Origin of the sequence: Enterococcus sp. HMSC076E04 (assembly GCF_001814285.1) — a bacterium.
In the GTDB taxonomy this organism is placed as follows: Bacteria; Bacillota; Bacilli; order Lactobacillales; family Enterococcaceae; genus Enterococcus_B; species Enterococcus_B lactis.
Genome location: NZ_KV815579.1, coordinates 19,601 through 40,662 on the forward strand (window position 1 = coordinate 19,601; position 21,062 = coordinate 40,662).

Genomic DNA, 21,062 nt, shown 5'->3' on the forward strand with positions numbered 1-21,062 from the left:
ATAATCTCTTTGCAGGACTATCCGGTTTTAAGAAATTATTCAGCTTTTCCGCCGTTTTTCTTAATGATTTCTTCTTGTACTGATTTTGGTACATCTTCGTAGTGGTCAAATGTCATTGTAAATGTACCACGACCTTGAGTAGCAGAACGAAGAGTTGTAGCATAACCAAACATTTCAGCAAGTGGAACCATCGCACGAACAACTTGTTGGCCGCCAGCGCGAGCTTCCATACCTTCAACACGTCCACGACGAGCAGTTACGTGGCCCATAACATCACCTAAGTAATCTTCAGGGATAACAACTTCTACAGCCATGATTGGTTCAAGGATTACTGGATTAGCTTTCTTAGCTGCTGCACGTAATGCCATAGAAGCAGCAACACGGAAGGCAGTTTCATTTGAATCGACATCATGGTATGAACCATCGTAAAGTTTAGCTTTGATATCTACTAATGGATAGCCAGCTAAGACACCATTTTCCATAGCATCTTTCAAACCAGTTTCAACAGCTGGAATGTATTCACGAGGAACAACCCCACCGACGATCGCATTTTCAAATTCGAAACCAGCACCTTCTTCGTTTGGTGTAAATTCGATCCATACGTGACCGTATTGACCTTTACCACCAGACTGACGTACAAACTTACCTTCGGCTTGAGTGCCAGCACGGAAAGTTTCACGGTAAGATACTTGAGGCGCACCTACGTTAGCTTCAACTTTGAATTCACGACGCATACGGTCAACGATGATATCTAAGTGAAGTTCACCCATACCAGCGATGATTGTTTCGCCTGTTTCCACGTTTGTTTCAGCACGGAAAGTAGGGTCTTCTTCAGATAGTTTTTGTAAAGCCACACCCATTTTATCTTGGTCAGCTTTTGATTTAGGTTCAATAGCGACTTGGATAACTGGTTCTGGGAATTCCATTGATTCAAGAATAACTAGATTCTTTTCATCACATAGTGTGTCCCCAGTAGTTGTGTCTTTCAACCCAACAGCAGCAGCGATATCTCCAGCGTAAACTTCAGAGATTTCTGAACGAGAGTTGGCATGCATCTGTAAGATACGACCAACACGTTCGCGTTTGCCTTTTGTTGCGTTTTGTACGTATGAACCTGATTTTAAAACACCAGAGTACACACGGAAGAAAGTTAAACGACCTACGAATGGGTCAGTCATAACTTTAAATGCTAAAGCTGAGAAAGGAGCGCTGTCGTCTGCAGGACGTTCTACTTCTTCATCAGTTTTAGGGTCAATCCCTTTGATAGCTGGGATATCTAACGGTGATGGCAAGTAATCAAGAACAGCGTCCAATAGTAATTGAACCCCTTTGTTCTTAAATGCTGAACCACATAGTACTGGGTAGAATTCTACGTTAACTGTTGCGCGGCGGATACCTTCTTTTAACTCAGCTTCAGTGATTTCTTCACCTTCTAAGTATTTCAAAGTAAGTTCTTCATCAGTTTCAGCTACAGCTTCAACCAATTTTTCGCGCCATTCTTCAGCTAATTCGCGGTATTCTTCAGGAATTTCTGTTTCTTCGATCTCTGTTCCAAGATCGTTTGTATACATTTCAGCCTTCATTGTTACAAGGTCGATAATTCCTGTGAAGTCGTCTTCCGCACCAATTGGTAATTGGATTGGGTGAGCGTTTGCTTGCAAACGGTCATGTAAAGTTGATACTGAATATAAGAAGTCAGCACCGATCTTGTCCATTTTGTTTGCAAATACGATACGAGGTACACCGTAAGTTGTTGCTTGACGCCAAACTGTTTCAGTTTGAGGTTCAACACCTGATTGTGCATCAAGAACAGTTACAGCACCATCAAGTACACGCAATGAACGTTCAACTTCAACTGTGAAGTCTACGTGTCCTGGTGTGTCGATGATGTTGATTCGATGACCCTTCCATTGTGCTGTAGTAGCAGCAGAAGTGATCGTAATACCACGTTCTTGTTCTTGTTCCATCCAGTCCATTTGTGAAGCTCCTTCATGAGTTTCACCAATTTTATGGATTTTACCAGTATAGTACAAGATACGTTCAGTAGCAGTCGTTTTACCAGCATCGATGTGGGCCATGATACCGATATTACGAGTGTTTTGTAAAGAAAATTCTCTGGTCATTCTCCTTGTTTCTCCTCTCTTTACTATCTAGTTGCTAAAAATAAGGACACTATCTGAGGTCGACTTATAAAAGCCGACCAAACAGAGAGAATCTTACCAGCGATAGTGAGCAAACGCACGGTTGGCATCAGCCATTTTATGAGTGTCTTCACGTTTTTTAACAGAAGCACCTGTGTTGTTTGCAGCATCCATGATTTCTTTTGCTAAGCGTTCTTCCATTGTGTGTTCACCGCGCAAGCGAGCGTAGTTTACTACCCAACGAAGACCTAGAGTAACGCGGCGTTCAGGGCGAACTTCAACTGGTACTTGGTAGTTTGAACCCCCAACACGACGTGCTTTAACTTCAAGAACAGGTTGAACGTTTTTCATTGCTTGTTCAAACACTTCTAATGGATCGTTACCTGTAGATTCTTTGATCAAATCAAAGGCATTATAGATAATGTTAGCTGCAATCCCGCGTTTTCCGTCAACCATTACACGGTTGATCAAGCGAGTTACTAATTTTGAGTTATAAATAGGATCTGGTAAAACATCACGTTTTGCAACAGGACCTTTACGTGGCATCCGTAACTCCTCCTTCCGAAATATTGTTCATAGTAATTACTTCTATATAATAGAAGCAAGTTTCATTTGTTTAATAATTAAAATTAAGCTTTAGGTTTTTTAGTTCCGTATTTAGAACGGCTTTGTTTACGGTCGTTAACACCAGCAGTATCTAAAGCACCGCGAACGATATGGTAACGTACCCCTGGTAAGTCTTTTACACGACCACCGCGTAATAATACAACACTGTGTTCTTGTAAGTTATGACCAATCCCTGGGATATAAGCAGTAACTTCAATTAAGTTTGACAAACGAACACGTGCATATTTACGTAAAGCTGAGTTCGGTTTTTTAGGTGTCATTGTACCCACACGAGTTGCTACCCCACGTTTTTGAGGTGAGTTTACGTTAGTTTGAGTTTTCTTAAAGCTGTTATATCCTTTGTTCAAAGCAGGTGAATTAGATTTTTCCACCTTTGATTTACGAGGTTTACGTACTAATTGGTTAATTGTAGGCATTCCTTGTTTCCTCCTTCCCACGATTTGCGTCTAGTTCCACACATCCAGGTGGTTCTTTTTTTGCGATAAAAAATAAATGCAATGTCTGCATCCTTATCAAATATGCTTTGATAAACAGTCAGCACGTTTCTTCACAGAAACCTGTAGATAAAGCACCTTTGTTAGAATATCACGAATGAAAAAACATGTCAACAAGAGATGCAATTTTTTTTGAAAAAGCTTTATTGCAATAAAAAAGAATGGTATCTTTTTGCCGTAAATCACGCTAAAATAGTGAGGAAAGCACGAAGCTCAAACTAAAAAAGGTGGATGCAAAGATGAATTTAAAACAATTAGCTGGCATTGAAGCCGCGAAATTCGTAAAGGACGGGATGATCGTTGGTCTCGGGACCGGTTCAACCGCCTATTATATGGTAGAAGAGATTGGTCGCCGTATGCGTGAAGAAGGATTACGTATCACAGGAGTCACTACTTCAAATGCGACAAAAGAACAAGCGGAAAAATTAGGAATACCGCTAAAGAGTATCGATGAAGTCCCAGTAGTCGATCTGACGATAGATGGTGCTGATGAAATCAGTGCTGATTTTCAAGGGATAAAAGGCGGCGGTGCTGCTTTGCTTTTCGAGAAAATAGTCGCTACGTACTCAAAAGAAACGATTTGGATCGTTGATTCTTCTAAATTAGTCCATAAACTTGGGAAGTTCCCACTCCCAGTTGAAGTCATCCCTTATGGCTCCCAACAGCTACTTCATATTTTTGACGAAAAAGGATTCCAACCTGTTTTGCGTACAGACGAAAACGGCGAAGTCCTAACTACAGATGGTGGTCATTATATCATTGATCTGCATCTAGAAGTTATTGAACAACCAGAAAGCTTAGCTACCTATTTAGATGAACTTGTTGGGGTAGTCGAACATGGACTTTTCCTAAATATGGTTTCAAAAGTTGTTGTTGGCTCAGAAAAAGGTGTTGAGATTCTTGATGCCATCCGCCATAAATAAAGAAAAATTGCTTGATCATCCAATAAAAAAAGACAGCGGAAAATTTGCGAAAAAACTATCTTTTTGACGTACTTTATGCTACATTTTTACTGTTATATCCAGTTAGAAAATCACTGCTAGAAAGGAATCACCATGAAAATTATTGGTTATGCACGCACAACCATAAATGATGTTGATTTAACAACTCAGGTTGAACAATTATCTGACTTTGGTTGTCAAGAAATTTTCCATGAGACATATGAAGTGGAACAAAACGATGCTACTGCTGTTCATTTGGAGTCAGTGATTGCTGACATGCAGCAAGGCGATGCACTAGTCGTCTGCCAACTTCATCGATTGGGCAAATCTACACGGCAATTAACAGAACTTACGCAATTATTCAAAGACCGCGGGCTGCACTTGGTTAGCATTGATGAGGGAATCGATACGCGCGAAATGGGGAAAATCTATTTCCAATTGATGGAAAACCTGGCAAACATGGAGTGCGCATTGATCAAAGAACGTACATTAGTTGGATTAGATGAAGCTCGTAAAAAAGGAAAAATCGGCGGAAGACCAAAAATCGATGCAAAAACGATCAAAAAAATCCGACGTCTCTATTATGAAAAAAAAGAAACAATCCAATTTATTTCTTCAAAATGCGGTGTTTCAGTTGGAACATGTTATAAATATATCAATTTGCCTGAAAAAGAAATCGAGCAATTATGCATCTAATGCCTAAAAACGAACAGTGCTTTCGCAGCTGTTCGTTTTTTTATCTTCTCTACTCGTTTTCTCATAGAATCTTATCCAATTTTTCGATGGAAATCTCTTCCAAAAAATTGTACAATAAAACAGAACTGAAATTTTCAGAAATATAAACCTATCTTAAAGGAGAGCTAAACATGCCAAAATTAGTTTTTTCTCGTCACGGTCTTAGTGAATGGAATGCATTGAACCAATTTACTGGTTGGGCTGATGTAAACCTAGCACCAGAAGGAATCGAAGAAGCAAAAGAAGGCGGACGCAAAATCAAAGAAGCTGGAATCGAATTTGATGTTGCCTATACTTCTGTTTTAACTCGTGCAATCAAAACATGTAACTTGATCTTAGAATATTCTGATCAACTTTGGGTACCACAAATCAAATCATGGCGCTTGAACGAACGTCACTATGGTAAATTACAAGGTTTGAACAAAAAAGAAACAGCTGAAAAATACGGCGACGAACAAGTACACATCTGGCGTCGTTCTTACGATACTCTTCCTCCATTAATGGAAGAAACTGACGAAGGTTCTGCAGCAAACGACCGTCGTTACGCAATGTTAGACAAACGCGATATTCCTGGTGGCGAAAACTTGAAAGTGACATTAGAACGTGCTTTGCCATTCTGGCAAGATGAAATTGCTCCAGCATTACTAGACAACAAAACTGTTTTAGTAGCTGCACACGGTAACTCATTACGCGCTCTAGCTAAACATATCGAAGGTATCTCTGACGAAGACATCATGGATCTTGAAATCCCAACAGGTCAACCACTTGTTTATGAATTAAATGATGACTTAACAGTGGCTAAAAAATACTACCTATAATAGATACTCTATTGTAAATAAGACAGCCCTCTCACCTCCTATTATTGTAAGAGATGAAGGGGCTGTTTTTTTAGATATTGGAAGACGGTAGTCTTGGCTATCTAATGCGAATGACATCAATTTACATAATAACTATATGATTATAATAGTAAGTACTGTTTGAATAAACAAAAAATGAAGAGAGAAGGCGTAGCATTGAGAGAAAAAAGAATGTCTGACAATCATTCAGATGTGGAGCGAACATTTTTTGTAGAAACTTATTTAAATTTCATTCTTTTATCCTGTTTCTAAGAGGAAGTTTTCATTTGTATGAGCTATCACCACAACTCTCCATCTTTTCTTATGTTGCTAATAAATGAAGTTTAGATAAAAGTCAACCTCATAAAACTATTTATTTTATCATTTTTTTCTAATGATGAATGTTATATAGAAAAAAGTGTTTACACGACCGCTATTTTCTCGGTTATGATTAATTTGTGAGATACAGACAGACTACACGGCTGCATCTTACAAACAAAATCAAAAAATAAAAATATAGAGTGAGGAGAGACAAGATGATCAAAAGTAATTTAAAAACAGTGATGGCAGCAGGTATGGTATTTTTAAGTTTAGGAGGATCCGTTTCGACATTCGCAACAAATCTATCAACAACTGACTTCGTTAGTACAAGTAAACAGGCCATTGAGCAACAATTGTATATCCATAATGGTGACTTTAATGACGGGTTTGATCATTGGATCACTAGTGGCCAAGAGCCAAATAATCCCATACTTCAAACCGTTAATGGAAATAACTTTGCTTTAGCAAGAAATGGTGAAAATGTTCATCAATACGTGACATTAAAACCAAGTACCACGTATACATTTAGTTATGATGTTGCAGCAAGCGAATCAGCACCAGGACGTGTTGAATTAGGGATCATGAATCATGATGTCGGTTTTGATGTATTAGAGAGCAGTGAACATAATAATGAGAACTGGGAACGTGGCAAACTTACTTTTACGACTCCAGACGATGAAAATACATACCTTATACGATTTGCTTCTACATGGAATGGTTGGGCGAAATATGACAATATCCAAGTGGAAACAGGCGTAACAGAAACAAACATGTTGTCTGTAGGGCGAGAAGGCTCTCGAGCATTTGCTTATTTAACATTGACACCTGAACTTTTTCACAATAATCAAGACAGATGGGTCGTTTACATTGATGGAAGATATCGTTTTGAAACATTTGACGGCACAGCATACTATAGCATTCCAAGAATAGTTGATGGTAATATTCAAGTACGTCACGAAATTCCTGGAAAAGCAGGACAGCGAGTAGAAGTATATCGCCTACCAGGACGTCCTGGATCAAGCTCCTCACTTGAGCACGCTGTATTATTCGAAACACTTATTATTGATGCAGACTTGATTTAAGTTGAATTTTTCATTCTTCAAACATCATCACATGAGCAATTGAATGATTAAGGTATTCATTTAAACGAAACCACCAACAGAAGATGACTCATTTGTCACATCCTGTTGGTGGCCTAGTTCGGAACAGAAAGAGCGTAACTCGCTTCTTTCTGTTCTTTTTTATTTGATTAAGATTGTGCCATTCGTCTGCAATTTAAAAGGAATGTCGATTCACATTTTAGAGATTCAAATGGTTGACTTTAGGTTGACTTTAGGTTGACTTTAGGAGGACTCTCGAAGTAACTGAAGCAACGGTTGTCATTGATTTCAGGTTATGTGAGACAGTTTCTGCAAAAAAATGTGACTGCCAAATTTCTATTAATAGAAGTTTAGGCAGTCACACTTTCTTGCTATTTAGCTATTACTTTACCCTTGAATCGCCGTTTCCAATCCTACTTCGATCATTTCATTGAATGTCGATTGACGTTCTGCAGCTGTTGTTTCTTCCCCAGTAATCAAATGGTCGCTAACGGTCATCAAACTTAATGTCTGCACATGGTATTTCGCGCCTAAGTAATAAAGAGCCGCTGCTTCCATTTCCACTCCTAAGACGCCAAGTTCAGCTAATTGGAATGTCTCTGTCAAATCATCTTTGTAGAAAGAATCTTCCGAAAGGACATTTCCTACGTGAACCGTATAGCCCTTTTCTTTAGCTATCTCATATGCTTTCAGTAATAGATTGAAATCACTGATTGGCGGAAAATGAAAGGCTTGGAAATTTTTTTCGATCATCGAAGAGCTGGTTGCTGCGCCTTGCGCTAGTACCAAATCACGAACATGGACATCTTTTGACAATGCCCCGCATGTACCTACTCGGATCAATTTCTTTACGCCATATGACTGGATCAATTCATGGGCATAGATAGTGGCTGATGGCATCCCCATCCCTGTTCCTTGAACAGAAATACGTTCGCCTTTATATTTGCCGGTAAAGCCTAGCATACCGCGGACCTGATTGTAACAAACTGGTTCTTCTAAAAAAGTCTCCGCAATATATTTAGCTCGCAAAGGGTCTCCCGGAAGTAAAATCTTATCGGCGATCTCGCCTTCTTTCGCTTCGATATGCACACTCATTTTATTGCTCCTCCTATTACAATAATGTCAATATTTCTTTAACCAATGCTTTAAAAGATTGTTTGACTCTCTGAGTTGTTTCTACAACTTCTTCATGGCTCAGATTCGCCTGCATGCCTGCTGCTAAGTTGGTAATACAAGAGATTCCTAACACTTTTAATCCGCTGTGAGCTGCTACGATGACTTCTGGAACAGTCGACATCCCTACTGCATCGGCTCCTATTGTCCGAGACATCCGAATCTCAGCAGGCGTTTCATAAGTTGGGCCAGAATAGCCCATATATACGCCTTCTTTAAGATCCAAACCTAGTTTTTCTGCAGCTGCTTTTGCTGTTGCTTGATAGTCAGGCGTATAAGCTTGACTCATATCTGGGAATCTAGGACCCATTTCATCTTCATTCGGGCCAATCAAAGGATTTTCACCAGTAAAATTGATGTGATCGGTAATCAGCATCAAATCTCCTGGTACGAAGGATTCATTGACACCGCCACATGCGTTGGTCACAATGACTGAATGGGCACCTAGTCCGGCCATCACACGTACTGGATAGGTCACTGTTTGCATGGAATGACCTTCATAGTAGTGGAATCTTCCTTGCATGGCTAACACTTTTTTGCCTGCTAGAGATCCGTAAACCAGCCGTCCTGCATGTCCAACTACTGTCGAAACAGGAAAGAACGGGATCTCATCATAAGAAATCATTACAGCATCTTCGATTTCATCTGCTAATTCACCTAATCCTGAACCTAGGATCAAACCAAAATTAATTTCTTTTACTCCTTTATCAAGGATAAACTGGGTCGTTTCTTGTAACATCTCGCTTAACTTGGTCATTTGCTTTCTCCTATTTTAAAAAGATTATTTTAATAATTTTAAGAAGCTTTCGCCATTTTCAGTCGAAGAAACACTAAAGTTCTCAGCAATCGTTGCGGAGATATCAGAATAATACCCTTGAGGCAACGCCCCTTGTTCTTTCATTTTTTTACTGTAGACCAATAACGGTACATATTCTCGCGTATGATCGGTACCAGTAAATGTCGGATCGTTTCCGTGATCGGCTGTAATCATTAGCAAGTCGTCTTCTTCCATGGCTTCAAGCAGTTCTGGGATCCGCAAGTCAAATTCTTCAATCGCATGCGCATAACCGACTACATCCCGGCGATGACCGTATAATGCATCAAAATCTACTAAATTGGTAAAGCTGATACCTGTAAACTCTTTTTTCATAACGTTCAGCAACTGGTCGACGCCATCCATATTACTTTTCGTGCGGACAGATTCAGTGATTCCTTGTCCATTGAAAATATCGTTGATCTTTCCTACAGCAATCACGTCTTTTCCTGCTTCTTTCAAAGAATCGAGGACCGTGTGTCCGAATGGATCCAACGCATAATCATGACGATTGCTTGTTCGTGTGAAGTCTCCTGGTTCTCCCACATATGGACGTGCAATGATTCGACCAATCATGTACGGGTCATCTTTTGTTATATCACGAACGAATTGGCAAACCCGGTATAGTTCTTCTAAAGGAATGATTTCTTCATGTGCCGCGATCTGAAGGACAGGATCAGCAGAAGTATATACGATTAAATCGCCTGTTTTCATTTGGTGTTCACCGTAATCGTCAATAACAGCCGTTCCGCTATATGGTTTGTTGCATACGACTTTACGGCCAGAAAACTCTTCGATTTGTTTGATCAGATCATCAGGGAATCCGTTCGGAAACACACGAAACGGCGTCTTGATATTCAATCCCATGATTTCCCAATGGCCTGTCATCGTATCTTTCCCTACAGAAACTTCTTCTAATTTCGTCGCATAGCCTTGATGATCTTTCACTGATTCCACACCTTCAAGAGGACGAATCGTTCCCAAACCAAGCTGCTCTAAATGCGGAATGTTCAATCCTGCTTCTTTTGCAATGTGTCCTAATGTATCAGAACCAACGTCACCGAACTTCTCGGCATCTGGTGCTTCTCCAATTCCTACTGAATCCATGACGATCAGATGTACGCGTTTAAACATGATTATTCCTTCTTTCTTTTTATTTTTATTACCTTTAAAACAAAAAGGGCGAGACGAAAAACACTTCCCGTAACCCACCCTTTTTATTCGCTAAAAGATTATTTTGATTTGATATAGTTCTTCCCGTTTGCTTTTGGTCCAGAAGCTTTCCCTAAGAAAACAACCAACACAATGATTGTCAGCAAATATGGAGCAATTTGCAGCAATACTGGTGGAATCGAAGAAATAACTGGTAATTGCGCACCGATGATACTCAAGCTTTGTGCAAAACCAAAGAACAGTGAGGCACCCATTGCGCCTAAAGGATTCCATTTACCAAAAATCATAGCAGCCATGGAGATGAACCCTTGTCCGACGATCGTCCCAGCTGAAAAGTTACCGGAAATCGACTGAGCAAAAACAGCACCGCCCATACCGCCTAACAAGCCTGAAATCAGCACGCCTGAATAACGCATAGCATATACATTGATACCTAATGTATCGGCAGCTTGAGGGTTCTCACCAACTGAACGGAGGCGTAAGCCGAATTTCGTCTTGAAGATGATCACCCAAGCAATGACAGCAATCAAAATTGCACAATAAGCAGGCAAGAATGTATTTTTGAAGAAAATTGGTCCAATGACCGGAATATCTGCTAAACCTGGGAAAGAGAAATATCCCAGATTCTGCGTGATGTTATCTGTTTGACCTTTCCCATACCATGCTTTGATCAAGAAAACACCTAAAGCTGGTGCCATCAGATTGATCACTGTACCGCTGATGATATGGTCAGCACGCAAGCTGACTGTTGCTACTGCGTGGATCAAAGAAAATAGGATACCTACGACGCCACCCACTAAAATAGCGATCCATGGCGTCATGGAACCAAGTGAGGGGCTCATCGTCAAGTTGAAAACGATGGAACTAAAAGCACCCATGACCATGATTCCCTCTAACCCTACGTTTACGATCCCGCTGCGTTCAGAAAACGTTCCGCCTAGTGATGTTAGAATTAACGGTGTTGAATAAACCAGTGTTGAAGTAAGAATCAAGGCAATTAATTCGATAGTCGACATTATAGTTCGCCTCCTTCATGGTTTTGATTCGTTGGCTTCGCTTCGATTGTCGCAACGATTTCTTCTTGTTTTTTTCCTTGGAAGAACTTAGCCATGACGAAACGAATCAAGAAATTGATCCCAACAAAGAAGATAATCAGAGCAATCGATACATTGACGATCTCAAACGGAACACCAGCTCCTGTCTGCATGCCAAGTCCGCCGATCTTCAAAATACTGAACAAAATCGCTGATAAAAGAATACCGATTGCTGATCCAGATCCAAGTAAGGAGACAGCCATTCCGTCAAATCCAATAGATAGCGAGGTCGTTTGAACGAAGAAGTTTTGATACGTTCCTAATCCTTCAACCACACCGCCAAGCCCTGCCAAAGCGCCAGAAATGACCATCGACAAAACGATCGTACGTTTACTGCTCATCCCTGCATACTCAGAAGCAAAAGGATTCAAACCAACGGAACGGATCTCAAATCCTAAAGTCGTTTTCTTCATCAATAGCCAAACGAAAATAAGCGCGATGATTGCTAAAAACAAACCTGAGTTTACGCGAGAGCCGCCAAAAGCTTGTGTTAACCAAGGTAACCGCAACGATGCATTTTGACTGATCATATTGGAAGAGTCCAAACTTGATCGGTAGCTTTCAGGCATCACTTCATGTAAAGCAAATGTGCTTACGTATAATAAGATATAGTTCATCATGATCGTTACGATCACTTCACTTGTTCCAAAGAATGCTCGTAGCAACCCAGGAACAGCCGCTGCCATCGCACCTGCTAAGGCACCTAGGATCACACACAATGGAAGCAAAACAACTTTTGGAAGATCTGGAAAAGCAAGTGCCACCCAGACACTGACGATCCATCCGCAAAGCGCTTGTCCAGAAAGCCCGATATTGAAGAACCCAGCTGAGTTAGCTACAGAAAACCCTAATGCTGTAAAAATCAACGGCGTTGCTTGCCTTAATGTTTCACCGATTCCTCTTTGCGAACCAAGAGCTGCATCTAACATAGAAGAATAACCTTGGATGGGCTGAAAACCGAAAGCAGCCATCAATATCGCGCCTAAGATCAATCCTAAAACAACTGAAAGTACAGGCACTAATAAATTACGGAATTTCTCGCTGCGATCATTCATGTGCGCCAGCCCCCTTTTCTAACTCTTTTCGTGCTTCTTCTAAGGTATAGCCCGCCATCAATAGACCTAATTCATTTTCAGATGTTTCTTTCGGATCAACGATCCCGACGATTTCTCCTTCATGGATAACAGCAATACGATCCGAAACATTTAAAATTTCTTCTAATTCGAAACTAATCAATAACACTGCTTTGTATTTGTCCCTTTGTTCGATCAGACGTTTATGAATAAATTCGATCGCACCTACATCCAGTCCACGAGTTGGATTTGCAACGATCAACAGATCAGGATCTCGGTCGACTTCCCGAGCGATGATTGCTTTTTGCTGATTTCCGCCTGATAAAGCTTTTGCAGGGACAAGTTCATTCGTTGTTCGAACATCATATTCTTCGATCAATTCTCTGGCATGTTCATTTATCACTGAATAATTCAGCATACCGTTTTTACTGTAAGGTTTTTGATGATACGTTTGCAGTGCAATGTTTTCAGACAATGTCATATCTAGGACCAACCCGTATTTATGACGGTCTTCTGGCACATGTCCTACACCATGTTCAGTGATCTTTCGAGGTTTTTTATTGGTGATGTCTTCCCCTTTTAGCTTGATATGTCCGCTTTCTGCCTTTCGCAAACCGGTCAAAGCTTGGATCAACTCCGACTGCCCGTTTCCATCGATTCCAGCGATACCAAGTACTTCGCCAGCACGAACCTCTAAGTTCAGGTTTTTCACGGCTTCTAATCCACGATTTTCTTTCACCACTAGATTTTCAATAGACAAAACGACTTCTTGAGGCTTCGCTTCTTTTTTCATCGTTTTGAATGAAACCGTTCTTCCGACCATCATATCAGCTAATTGCTGTGAGGTAACGTCTTTAACGTTGACTGTACCGATTCCTTTTCCACGGCGGATAACTGTACAACGGTCAGCTACTGCTTTGATTTCATCTAACTTATGCGTAATCAAAATGATTGACTTGCCTTCTTTGACTAATTCCTTCATGATCACGATTAATTCATCAATTTCCTGAGGGGTCAATACAGCTGTCGGCTCATCAAAAATCAGTACATCTGCTCCTCGGTAAAGTGTTTTTAAAATTTCTACCCGTTGTTCCATCCCAACTGAAATATCACGAACATAAGCATCCGGGTTGACTGATAATCCATATTGTTCAGAAACTTTTTGGATCTCTTTTCGCGCTTTTTTATGGTCAAGCATCCCTGCACGACTAGGTTCGCTTCCCAACACGATGTTTTCTGTTACAGTAAAGGCATCAACAAGCATAAAGTGCTGATGGACCATCCCAATCCCTAATTGATTGGCTTTTGTCGGGCTTGTGATCTGTACTTCTTTCCCACGCATCAAAATTTTCCCTGATGTCGGCTCTAATAATCCGGAAAGCACGTTCATCAATGTAGATTTGCCAGCACCGTTTTCTCCAAGCAACGCATGAATCTCTCCTGCCTTTACTTGTAAATTGATGTTGTCATTTGCCTTGAATGTTCCAAATTCTTTGGTAATATTCTGCATTTCTATGACAATATTTTCTTGAACCACCTTTTTTTCACATCCTAACGATTTCTATCTAGGGCAACGATTGACTAAGATTCACGCTTAGTGAGCGTTCTTCTTTTGAAACAAACATTACTTCAGGGAGTTGTTCCCTTATCCAAACTGTCTCAAGGCAGCTTGGATAAATGAACAATTCTTGTTCTAATCAAACCATAGCCTTGTCAAACATGTGTCTAACAAGGCTATAGAAATGGTTTTAGTTTTCTTCAGGAGTTTCTGGAACTTTTACGTCACCTGAAATGATTTTTTCTTTTGCTTCATCCACTGCTTTTTTCGCTTCATCAGAAAGTTGTCCTTCTGTTAGACCAACACCGTCTTCTTTCAATCCATAAACAGTGTGTTCACCACCAGGGAATTTACCGTCAGCTGATTTTTGTGCCAAATCTTCTACTACTGTTCCAACTGCTTTCAGTGTAGATGTCAATGTGAAGTTTTTCTTTTCGCCGTTCAATGTGTATTCGCCTTCGTCTGCTTGATCGCGGTCAACACCGATAACCCAAACTTTTTTGTCGCCTGATTCGTTCAATGATTTTGCTTCTTGGAATACACCGTTACCTGTACCACCTGAAGCATGGAAGATGATATCTGCATTTTGTGCATACATACCTTGAGCAATTGAACGTCCTTTATCTGGAGCAGAGAAGTCACCAGCATATTGGTTCAATACTTTGATTTCTTTTCCTAGTTCTTTCGCACCTGCATCAACACCGGCTTTGAATCCAGCATCAAAACGATCGATTACTTCACCTTTTACGCCGCCGATAAAGCCGACTACGTTTGTTTCAGTCGTGTAAGCTGCTGCAATCCCTGCAAGATAAGAAGCTTCGTTGTCTTTGAATGTTGCAGATACAACGTTATCTAATCCGTCAATCACATCATCGATGATAACGAAGTTCGTACCTGTATTGTTTGTTGCTTGTTCTTGGATCGCTGGTTTTAGTTTATAACCAATACCAAAAATCGTTTTGAATCCAGCATTCAATGCTTGGTCGATATTTGGGATATAATCTGATTCGTTTGAAGATTGGAAGTATTGGAAGCCATCATTGCCTCGTGAAAGACCTTGATCTTTCCCCCATTTTTGTAATCCTTCCCAAGCTGACTGGTTGAATGAACGGTCGTCTACCCCACCTGTATCTGTGATCAATGCTGCAGTTGTTGTGTCTGATGAGCTTTTGCCACCGGATGAATCAGTAGAGCCGTTGTTGCCGCATGCACCTAAAAATAACCCTGCTGCTAGTGCGACAGCACCTAAACCAAATAATTTTGCTTTTTTCATTTCTGTAAAGCCTCCTAAAATAATTGTTTTATTTTTCAACAGTCAGCTGACTGAATGAACATGAGTTATAGATCTTTTTCAGTAAATGCATAAGGCAGTAGTTCTCGAACGGTCGTTGCCTTCGTCACACCATTGTCTCCCACTAGCGTAACCGGCATATCAGGGGCGCAGAACTCTGCCATTACTTGCCGACATGCACCACATGGAGAAATAGGATCAGGGGTGTGCCCTGCTACGACTAAATGGGTAAACGATCTTTCTCCTTCTGATACAGCTTTGAAGAAAGCTGTGCGCTCGGCACAATTCGTTAATCCAAATGATGCATTCTCGATGTTGATACCTTGATAAATCTTGCCTGATTCTGTTACGAGACAAGCACCTACCGGAAAATGGGAATAAGGAACGTATGCTTTATCTAACGCTTCAATAGCTGTGTTGATCCATTCTTGTTTGAGTTCTGCCATGAGTTTCTCCTTTGAAAATTAATAGCCTTCGCCAGTTGAACCAGATACGATTGCTACTCCTGCGCTTGTTCCGATTCTTGTAGCACCCGCTTCGATCATTGCCATTGCTTCTTCTTCGTTATGGATACCGCCAGAAGCTTTGACGCCCATTTCAGGTCCTACCGTTTCACGCATCAAGCGGACATCCTCTACCTTTGCACCACCCGTTGAGAAACCAGTTGATGTTTTGACAAAATCAGCGCCTGCAGCTTTTGCTAATTCGCATGCTCGGATGATTTCTTCTCTATCTAATAAAGATGTTTCGATGATCACTTTGACAAGTGCACGATCTTTTGCTGCTTCAACAACTGCTTCGATATCTTTTTGAACTTTTTGATCATCTTTTGATTTCAACGCACCGATATTGATGACCATATCGACTTCATCTGCACCGTTATTGATGGCATCTGTCGTTTCAAATGCTTTTGTCTCGGATGTGTTTGCTCCTAAAGGAAACCCGATCACTGTACATACGGCTACTGGTTCGCCTTGTAATTGTTCTTTTGCTAGCGCAACCCATGCTGGATTGATGCAGACAGAGTAAAAATGATATTTTTTCGCTTCTTCGATAATTTGCATCACAGCTTCTTTAGATGCGTCTGCTTTCAAAATAGTATGGTCGATCATTCGGTTTAGTTCCATTTCTTTTCCCCTTTTCTTTCAAACGGTAAAATCCGCTTTTTTCCTTTTATTCTGTGATAATGTCATGAATCAATGTTGGCTTCATTGCTGACTCGCCAATTTCAATATTTTTATATAATAATTCAACAACCGAAGAGATTTCTTTATCATTACTATAGATTGTCAATAATGACTCGCCCTTTGTCACAGTGTCCCCGATTTTTTTATGCAGTTTCAATCCAACGGCGTGATCAATATCGTCTTCTTTGGTTTTACGCCCAGCACCTAGCATCATTGCAGCAATTCCTAATTCGTTTGCCACGATTTTTGACACGACTCCGCTTTGTTTAGCAGGAAGCTCCATTGTGTACTGTGCAGTCAAAATTCGTTCTGGTTGTTCCACGATCGTTGGGTCTCCCCCTTGATTTTGGATCATTTCTTTGAATTTTGCTAACGCTTTACCTGATTCCAGAGCTTCTTGAAGCAACGTTCTTGCTTCATCGATTGTTTTAGCTTTGCCAGCAAGGACAACCATTTGGCTTCCTAAGGCGTAGCACATTTCTACTAGATCTTCTGGACCATTTCCTTGTAATGTTTCGATTGCCTCGACAACTTCTAGACTATTTCCGATTGCTTCGCCAAGAGGTTCTGACATATCCGAGATTACCGCCACTGTTTCTCGGTTCGCTAGTTTGCCAATGCTTGTCATGGTTTTTGCCAGACGTCTTGCATCTTCGATATTCTTCATGAAAGCACCGTCTCCAGTGGTCACATCCAAAACGATTGCATCTGCTCCTGCCGCGATCTTTTTACTCATAATCGAACTGGCAATCAGCGGAAGAGAATCAACGGTCGCTGTGACGTCACGCAAAGCGTACAATTTTTTGTCCGCCGGTGCCAAGTTTCCTGATTGACCGATTACTGCTACTTTGCTTTCATTAACAATGCGCACGAATGCTTCATCCGAAAGCTCGATCTGAAATCCGGGAATTGCTTCTAGCTTGTCTAATGTGCCACCTGTGTAACCTAGACCGCGTCCAGACATTTTAGCCACTGTCACTCCGACACTAGCTACTAGGGGGGCTAAAATCAATGTGGTCGTGTCACCAACGCCACCTGTCGAATGCTTATCTACCTTTATTCCTTCAAGAGAACTCAAATTGATGACATCACCAGAATTAGCAATCGCCAATGTTAAGTTCGTGATTTCTTCATTTGTCATGTCTTGATAAAAAATTGCCATCAATAATGCACTGACTTGATAATCTGGAATCTTTCCATTCGTATAGTTCGTGACGATGTACTCGATTTCCTCTTTCGACAGCTCGTTTCCATCCCTCTTTTTTTCAATCAGATCCACCATTCGCATTGCCTGATCCTCCTTGTCTTCATTCGGTATTATACATTATTTTTAGGAAAGGTAAACCACTTTAGTAAACTGGTTTACTAAAAATAAAAAAAGCACCAACTCGCCTTTGTAAATGCTTACATAAGCAATATACCGCCGAGTTAGCCCTTTGTCAATACTTTTACGCTCTCACGAATAATTAATTTTGTTTCGAACACTTTGTTCGGAACTTTTCTTTGAGGAAATTCGATCGTATCGATCAGGAAACGTGCAGCATAAAATCCAATATCAAAACTTGGTTGCTGCACTGTCGTCAATTGCGGAATCATGTATTCTGACAGTTTTAATCCATCGAATCCTATGACAGAGATATCTTCTGGGATTTTTTTGCCCAATTCATCTATCGCCTGATAGCAGCCGATCGCCATGGCATCATTCCCGCAAAAAATAGCCGTGATATCTTTATGTTTGAGTAGTTTTTTTGATGCAGTATAGCCACCTTGGACAGTCAACTCTCCATGTTCAACAAATTTCCCATTAAAAGGCAGGCCATGATCTTTCAGCGCATGACGATATCCGTTGAAACGTTCTTCTAATTGATAATATCCAGTGGTTTCCTTCAGCATGCCGATCTTCGTATGGCCGCTTTCAATAAATAGTGAAACGGCTTGATAGGCTCCCTCATATTCCTTTACGATAAGCCGTCCGTTATCCCGACGATTCAATCCGCGATCGATTAAAATAATCGGCATTTTTTGATAAAATCCGCTGTCTAATGCGTATTTCTCAGGTAAAATATTTGGTGTTGCCAGCAAGATTCCATCTACTGAGCGGTGGGAAAGCTCTTGTAAATACTTAATCTCATTTTCTTGGCTATGACGAGAATTGCATAACATGATCACATAGCCCAAAGGATTCAAATAGCTCTCTACACCTTCAATCAGTTTGGAGAAGAAGAAATCAGTGACATCAGGGACGATCATTCCGATGGTCTTTGAATGTCGATTAATCACATTTGAAGCGAAATAATCGGGTTTATAATGATGTTCATTCACGATCGACAACACTTTTTTTCTTGTCTTATCACTAAATCGGCTTCCTTTGTTATTCAAAATCTGTGAGACAGTTGTTACTGATACCCCTGCCATTTCTGCAATATCTCTGATGGTCAGCTTCACCCTAGTGGCTCCCTTCTATCTAAATTCCCTATCAGTGTACCAAAACCCCCAAGAAAAGAATAGAGAAAAAAAGAAAGTATGTTTTTTGATAAAAATCTCCTTTATCTACCAACTTAGCAGCGTTCTATACAAGTTCTGTATCTTATTTATTTTATCGTAAAAAACAACGACTCTGTTCCTACTATTTCTTTTTGAAGAAAAAAATAGTTCTTTGTTTTTAAAAACTTCTCAACAAAAAAAGAACTGATACGTACCCTTACATGCACGCCCAGTTCCACTTTTTCGTCGCTCTATTATTTTTCAGCTAGTTATTCTTTCACACTTTTGATGATATAATATCCTTTATCTTTTGTGACGATTTCTGCATTGCCAAATGTTTCTTCCATCTTCTTTTGCGCACTCGGCGCTCCTTGTTTCTTCTGGATCACAATTGTCAGTGTACCGCCCTGCTTCAACCGAGGATATGCGCCTGTCAAGATTTCATGTACGACTTTTTTTCCAGCACGGATTGGCGGATTGCTGACGATAGCTGCATAGGTTTCTTCATGAAGTACTTCATAGATATTCGATTGATGGATGTCCACTTGTTCGATTTGGTTACGCTTTGCGTTTCCTTGCGCTAGACTCACTGCTCGCTCATTAATGTCGACCATTTCAACAAACCGTTGTGTCGCAAATGCCAAAGCTAGCCCAATCGGTCCATACCCGCATCCCACATCTAAGATCTTTCCTTCATCAGGTAACTCTTCCCAATCAAAAGCATCAATCAGGACACGTGAACCATAATCCACTGTTTCACGTGAAAATACACCAGAATCAGTTACAAATTGAAAGGTTCTGCCTTTTAACTCAAAAGCCCATTGTTCAAAATCGTGCGCCGTATCTGGGCGTTCAGAATAGTAATGATTTGTCATGTCTTCCATCCTTCTCGTTTCTTTCATGTCAACAGTCTATCCTTTTATGTATCCGTACGCAAGTCAAGAATAAAACTCCTTTTCTTTCTATTATAAAGATTGTACAAAAAGATTGGCAATCTCTCTTAAGTAGTGGGGTTTGTGTTTATTTTGTGTTAAAATAGTTCCATTGATGGGAGAACGCAGGAGGCTAATATGAATGATCCAATGAACTACTACCGTGTGGCAAGAGAAGAATGGCGAGAATTTTATCGTAATGGGCAAGCACCTTTGACACAAGATGAACTAGATAATATCAAAAGTTTGAATGACCGCATTTCCATGCAGGATGTTCGAGATATCTATGTACCTCTTGCTCATCTGATATATCTATATATGAAAGAATTCGAATCTTTGTTCTTGAGTAAAGGTTTATTTCTTCATAAATATGTAGAAGTACCGCCTTTTATCATCGGGATTGCCGGAAGCGTAGCCGTTGGAAAAAGTACCACAGCCAGACTGCTGCAGACGATTTTGTCTCGTACCTTCAAACGAAGAAATGTTCAGCTGATCACGACTGATGGATTTCTTTATCCAAATCGTATATTAAAAGAGCGTGGAATCATGGATCGCAAAGGATTTCCTGAAAGTTATGATATGGAGATGCTGATCGACTTCTTGAATCGTGTAAAATCTGGTCAGGAAGAGATAAAAGTACCTGTTTACTCACATGATGTATATGATATCATTCCGGATAAGTACGAGCTGATCCAGCAACCTGATATCTTGATCGTTGAGGGGATTAATACGCTTCAATTACCTGCGAATCAGCAAATCTACGTCAGCGACTTTTTTGATTTTTCTGTCTATGTCGATGCCGATCCCGTGCTGATCGAAAAATGGTATTTGGATCGTTTTGGCGCGTTACTGGATACGGCTTTCCAAAATCCAGAGAATTATTATTATCGTTTTGCTATCGGAGATCGTGAAGAAGCCTTTAAAATGGCAAAAGATGTATGGAAAAATGTGAATTTGAAAAATTTACAGGAATATATCTTGCCTACACGAGGAAGAGCCGATATAATTCTCCATAAAACTGAAAATCATATTATCGATTCGATTTTCATGCGAAAATATTAGCATTTTAAAATAGTTTGACTATTTTG

The 21,062-nt window shown here is 40.4% G+C and carries 20 protein-coding genes; 5 read left to right on the top strand and 15 right to left on the bottom strand.

Annotated features, from left to right (window positions below; all coding sequences use genetic code 11):
- Positions 1–35 precede the first annotated feature (35 nt).
- The 3 genes from fusA to rpsL form a co-directional block, all read right to left on the bottom strand.
- On the bottom strand, positions 36–2,123 hold the full coding sequence (gene fusA / locus HMPREF2961_RS03775) for an elongation factor G (protein ID WP_002309841.1): 2,088 nt from the start codon (positions 2,121–2,123) through the stop codon (positions 36–38).
- A 93-nt stretch (positions 2,124–2,216) separates the two neighbouring features.
- A complete protein-coding gene (gene rpsG, locus HMPREF2961_RS03780) occupies positions 2,217–2,687 on the bottom strand; it encodes a 30S ribosomal protein S7 (RefSeq protein WP_002290440.1) in 471 nt (156 codons plus the stop codon).
- 83 nt (positions 2,688–2,770) lie between these two features.
- Positions 2,771–3,184: a 30S ribosomal protein S12 gene (gene rpsL, locus HMPREF2961_RS03785; protein ID WP_002294318.1), complete on the bottom strand. Its 414-nt coding sequence runs from the start codon at positions 3,182–3,184 to the stop codon at positions 2,771–2,773.
- Positions 3,185–3,501: 317 nt separating this feature from the next.
- Here rpsL and rpiA point away from each other — a divergent pair, with 317 nt between their 5' ends.
- The 4 genes from rpiA (at position 3,502) to HMPREF2961_RS03805 (ending at position 7,177) form a co-directional block, all read left to right on the top strand.
- Positions 3,502–4,185 (top strand): ribose-5-phosphate isomerase RpiA, encoded by a 684-nt coding sequence (gene rpiA / locus HMPREF2961_RS03790; protein WP_002309842.1) that lies wholly within the window; start codon positions 3,502–3,504, stop codon positions 4,183–4,185.
- Positions 4,186–4,317: 132 nt separating this feature from the next.
- Positions 4,318–4,899: a recombinase family protein gene (locus tag HMPREF2961_RS03795; protein WP_002315503.1), complete on the top strand. Its 582-nt coding sequence runs from the start codon at positions 4,318–4,320 to the stop codon at positions 4,897–4,899.
- 170 nt (positions 4,900–5,069) lie between these two features.
- On the top strand, positions 5,070–5,756 hold the full coding sequence (gpmA, locus tag HMPREF2961_RS03800; RefSeq protein WP_002294321.1) for a 2,3-diphosphoglycerate-dependent phosphoglycerate mutase: 687 nt from the start codon (positions 5,070–5,072) through the stop codon (positions 5,754–5,756).
- Between the two features lie 554 nt (positions 5,757–6,310).
- On the top strand, positions 6,311–7,177 hold the full coding sequence (locus HMPREF2961_RS03805) for a carbohydrate binding domain-containing protein (protein WP_025477285.1): 867 nt from the start codon (positions 6,311–6,313) through the stop codon (positions 7,175–7,177).
- A gap of 405 nt (positions 7,178–7,582) precedes the next feature.
- Here the strand turns inward: HMPREF2961_RS03805 and deoD are convergent, their stop codons facing one another.
- The 12 genes from deoD to HMPREF2961_RS03865 form a co-directional block, all read right to left on the bottom strand.
- On the bottom strand, positions 7,583–8,290 hold the full coding sequence (gene deoD, locus HMPREF2961_RS03810; protein WP_002291121.1) for a purine-nucleoside phosphorylase: 708 nt from the start codon (positions 8,288–8,290) through the stop codon (positions 7,583–7,585).
- A gap of 16 nt (positions 8,291–8,306) precedes the next feature.
- On the bottom strand, positions 8,307–9,125 hold the full coding sequence (locus tag HMPREF2961_RS03815; RefSeq protein WP_070703967.1) for a purine-nucleoside phosphorylase: 819 nt from the start codon (positions 9,123–9,125) through the stop codon (positions 8,307–8,309).
- A gap of 24 nt (positions 9,126–9,149) precedes the next feature.
- Positions 9,150–10,316: a phosphopentomutase gene (gene deoB / locus HMPREF2961_RS03820; protein WP_002291118.1), complete on the bottom strand. Its 1,167-nt coding sequence runs from the start codon at positions 10,314–10,316 to the stop codon at positions 9,150–9,152.
- A gap of 98 nt (positions 10,317–10,414) precedes the next feature.
- Positions 10,415–11,371, bottom strand: coding sequence for an ABC transporter permease (locus tag HMPREF2961_RS03825; RefSeq protein ID WP_002309847.1), 957 nt, complete (start codon positions 11,369–11,371; stop codon positions 10,415–10,417).
- The gene (locus HMPREF2961_RS03830) at positions 11,371–12,504 is read right to left on the bottom strand and encodes an ABC transporter permease (protein ID WP_002291115.1); all 1,134 of its coding nucleotides are present in this window, start codon (positions 12,502–12,504) and stop codon (positions 11,371–11,373) included. The genes HMPREF2961_RS03825 and HMPREF2961_RS03830 overlap by 1 nt, the downstream gene beginning before the upstream one ends.
- Entirely contained in the window at positions 12,497–14,059 is a 1,563-nt protein-coding gene (locus HMPREF2961_RS03835) for an ABC transporter ATP-binding protein (protein ID WP_002291113.1), read from the bottom strand. Before HMPREF2961_RS03835 ends, HMPREF2961_RS03830 begins: the two co-directional genes overlap by 8 nt.
- A 211-nt stretch (positions 14,060–14,270) precedes the next feature.
- Entirely contained in the window at positions 14,271–15,353 is a 1,083-nt protein-coding gene (locus HMPREF2961_RS03840) for a BMP family lipoprotein (RefSeq protein WP_002315500.1), read from the bottom strand.
- Positions 15,354–15,418: 65 nt separating this feature from the next.
- Positions 15,419–15,817 carry a cytidine deaminase gene (locus tag HMPREF2961_RS03845; RefSeq protein ID WP_002291109.1) on the bottom strand — a complete coding sequence of 133 codons (399 nt, stop codon included), beginning with the start codon at positions 15,815–15,817 and terminating at the stop codon, positions 15,419–15,421.
- A gap of 18 nt (positions 15,818–15,835) precedes the next feature.
- The gene (gene deoC, locus HMPREF2961_RS03850; RefSeq protein WP_002291107.1) at positions 15,836–16,498 is read right to left on the bottom strand and encodes a deoxyribose-phosphate aldolase; all 663 of its coding nucleotides are present in this window, start codon (positions 16,496–16,498) and stop codon (positions 15,836–15,838) included.
- Between the two features lie 46 nt (positions 16,499–16,544).
- Positions 16,545–17,846, bottom strand: coding sequence for a pyrimidine-nucleoside phosphorylase (locus HMPREF2961_RS03855; protein WP_002315498.1), 1,302 nt, complete (start codon positions 17,844–17,846; stop codon positions 16,545–16,547).
- Positions 17,847–17,986: 140 nt separating this feature from the next.
- Positions 17,987–19,003, bottom strand: a complete 1,017-nt coding sequence (locus HMPREF2961_RS03860; protein WP_002291103.1) for a LacI family DNA-binding transcriptional regulator — start codon at positions 19,001–19,003, stop codon at positions 17,987–17,989.
- A 308-nt stretch (positions 19,004–19,311) separates the two neighbouring features.
- Positions 19,312–19,917: a class I SAM-dependent methyltransferase gene (locus tag HMPREF2961_RS03865; protein WP_002309852.1), complete on the bottom strand. Its 606-nt coding sequence runs from the start codon at positions 19,915–19,917 to the stop codon at positions 19,312–19,314.
- A 195-nt stretch (positions 19,918–20,112) separates the two neighbouring features.
- On the opposite strand from HMPREF2961_RS03865, the gene coaA reads away from it, so the two are divergent.
- Positions 20,113–21,036, top strand: a complete 924-nt coding sequence (gene coaA, locus HMPREF2961_RS03870; RefSeq protein ID WP_002288627.1) for a type I pantothenate kinase — start codon at positions 20,113–20,115, stop codon at positions 21,034–21,036.
- Positions 21,037–21,062 lie beyond the last annotated feature (26 nt).

Bases quoted from the DNA above. Each gene is read 5' to 3' on its own strand.
- fusA (WP_002309841.1), bottom strand. From the start codon at position 2,123: ATGACCAGAGAATTTTCTTTACAAAACACTCGTAATATCGGTATCATG.
- rpsG (WP_002290440.1), bottom strand. From the start codon at position 2,687: ATGCCACGTAAAGGTCCTGTTGCAAAACGTGATGTTTTACCAGATCCT.
- rpsL (WP_002294318.1), bottom strand. From the start codon at position 3,184: ATGCCTACAATTAACCAATTAGTACGTAAACCTCGTAAATCAAAGGTG.
- rpiA (WP_002309842.1), top strand. From the start codon at position 3,502: ATGAATTTAAAACAATTAGCTGGCATTGAAGCCGCGAAATTCGTAAAG.
- HMPREF2961_RS03795 (WP_002315503.1), top strand. From the start codon at position 4,318: ATGAAAATTATTGGTTATGCACGCACAACCATAAATGATGTTGATTTA.
- gpmA (WP_002294321.1), top strand. From the start codon at position 5,070: ATGCCAAAATTAGTTTTTTCTCGTCACGGTCTTAGTGAATGGAATGCA.
- HMPREF2961_RS03805 (WP_025477285.1), top strand. From the start codon at position 6,311: ATGATCAAAAGTAATTTAAAAACAGTGATGGCAGCAGGTATGGTATTT.
- deoD (WP_002291121.1), bottom strand. From the start codon at position 8,290: ATGAGTGTGCATATCGAAGCGAAAGAAGGCGAGATCGCCGATAAGATT.
- HMPREF2961_RS03815 (WP_070703967.1), bottom strand. From the start codon at position 9,125: ATGACCAAGTTAAGCGAGATGTTACAAGAAACGACCCAGTTTATCCTT.
- deoB (WP_002291118.1), bottom strand. From the start codon at position 10,316: ATGTTTAAACGCGTACATCTGATCGTCATGGATTCAGTAGGAATTGGA.
- HMPREF2961_RS03825 (WP_002309847.1), bottom strand. From the start codon at position 11,371: ATGTCGACTATCGAATTAATTGCCTTGATTCTTACTTCAACACTGGTT.
- HMPREF2961_RS03830 (WP_002291115.1), bottom strand. From the start codon at position 12,504: ATGAATGATCGCAGCGAGAAATTCCGTAATTTATTAGTGCCTGTACTT.
- HMPREF2961_RS03840 (WP_002315500.1), bottom strand. From the start codon at position 15,353: ATGAAAAAAGCAAAATTATTTGGTTTAGGTGCTGTCGCACTAGCAGCA.
- HMPREF2961_RS03845 (WP_002291109.1), bottom strand. From the start codon at position 15,817: ATGGCAGAACTCAAACAAGAATGGATCAACACAGCTATTGAAGCGTTA.
- deoC (WP_002291107.1), bottom strand. From the start codon at position 16,498: ATGGAACTAAACCGAATGATCGACCATACTATTTTGAAAGCAGACGCA.
- HMPREF2961_RS03855 (WP_002315498.1), bottom strand. From the start codon at position 17,846: ATGCGAATGGTGGATCTGATTGAAAAAAAGAGGGATGGAAACGAGCTG.
- HMPREF2961_RS03865 (WP_002309852.1), bottom strand. From the start codon at position 19,917: ATGACAAATCATTACTATTCTGAACGCCCAGATACGGCGCACGATTTT.
- coaA (WP_002288627.1), top strand. From the start codon at position 20,113: ATGAATGATCCAATGAACTACTACCGTGTGGCAAGAGAAGAATGGCGA.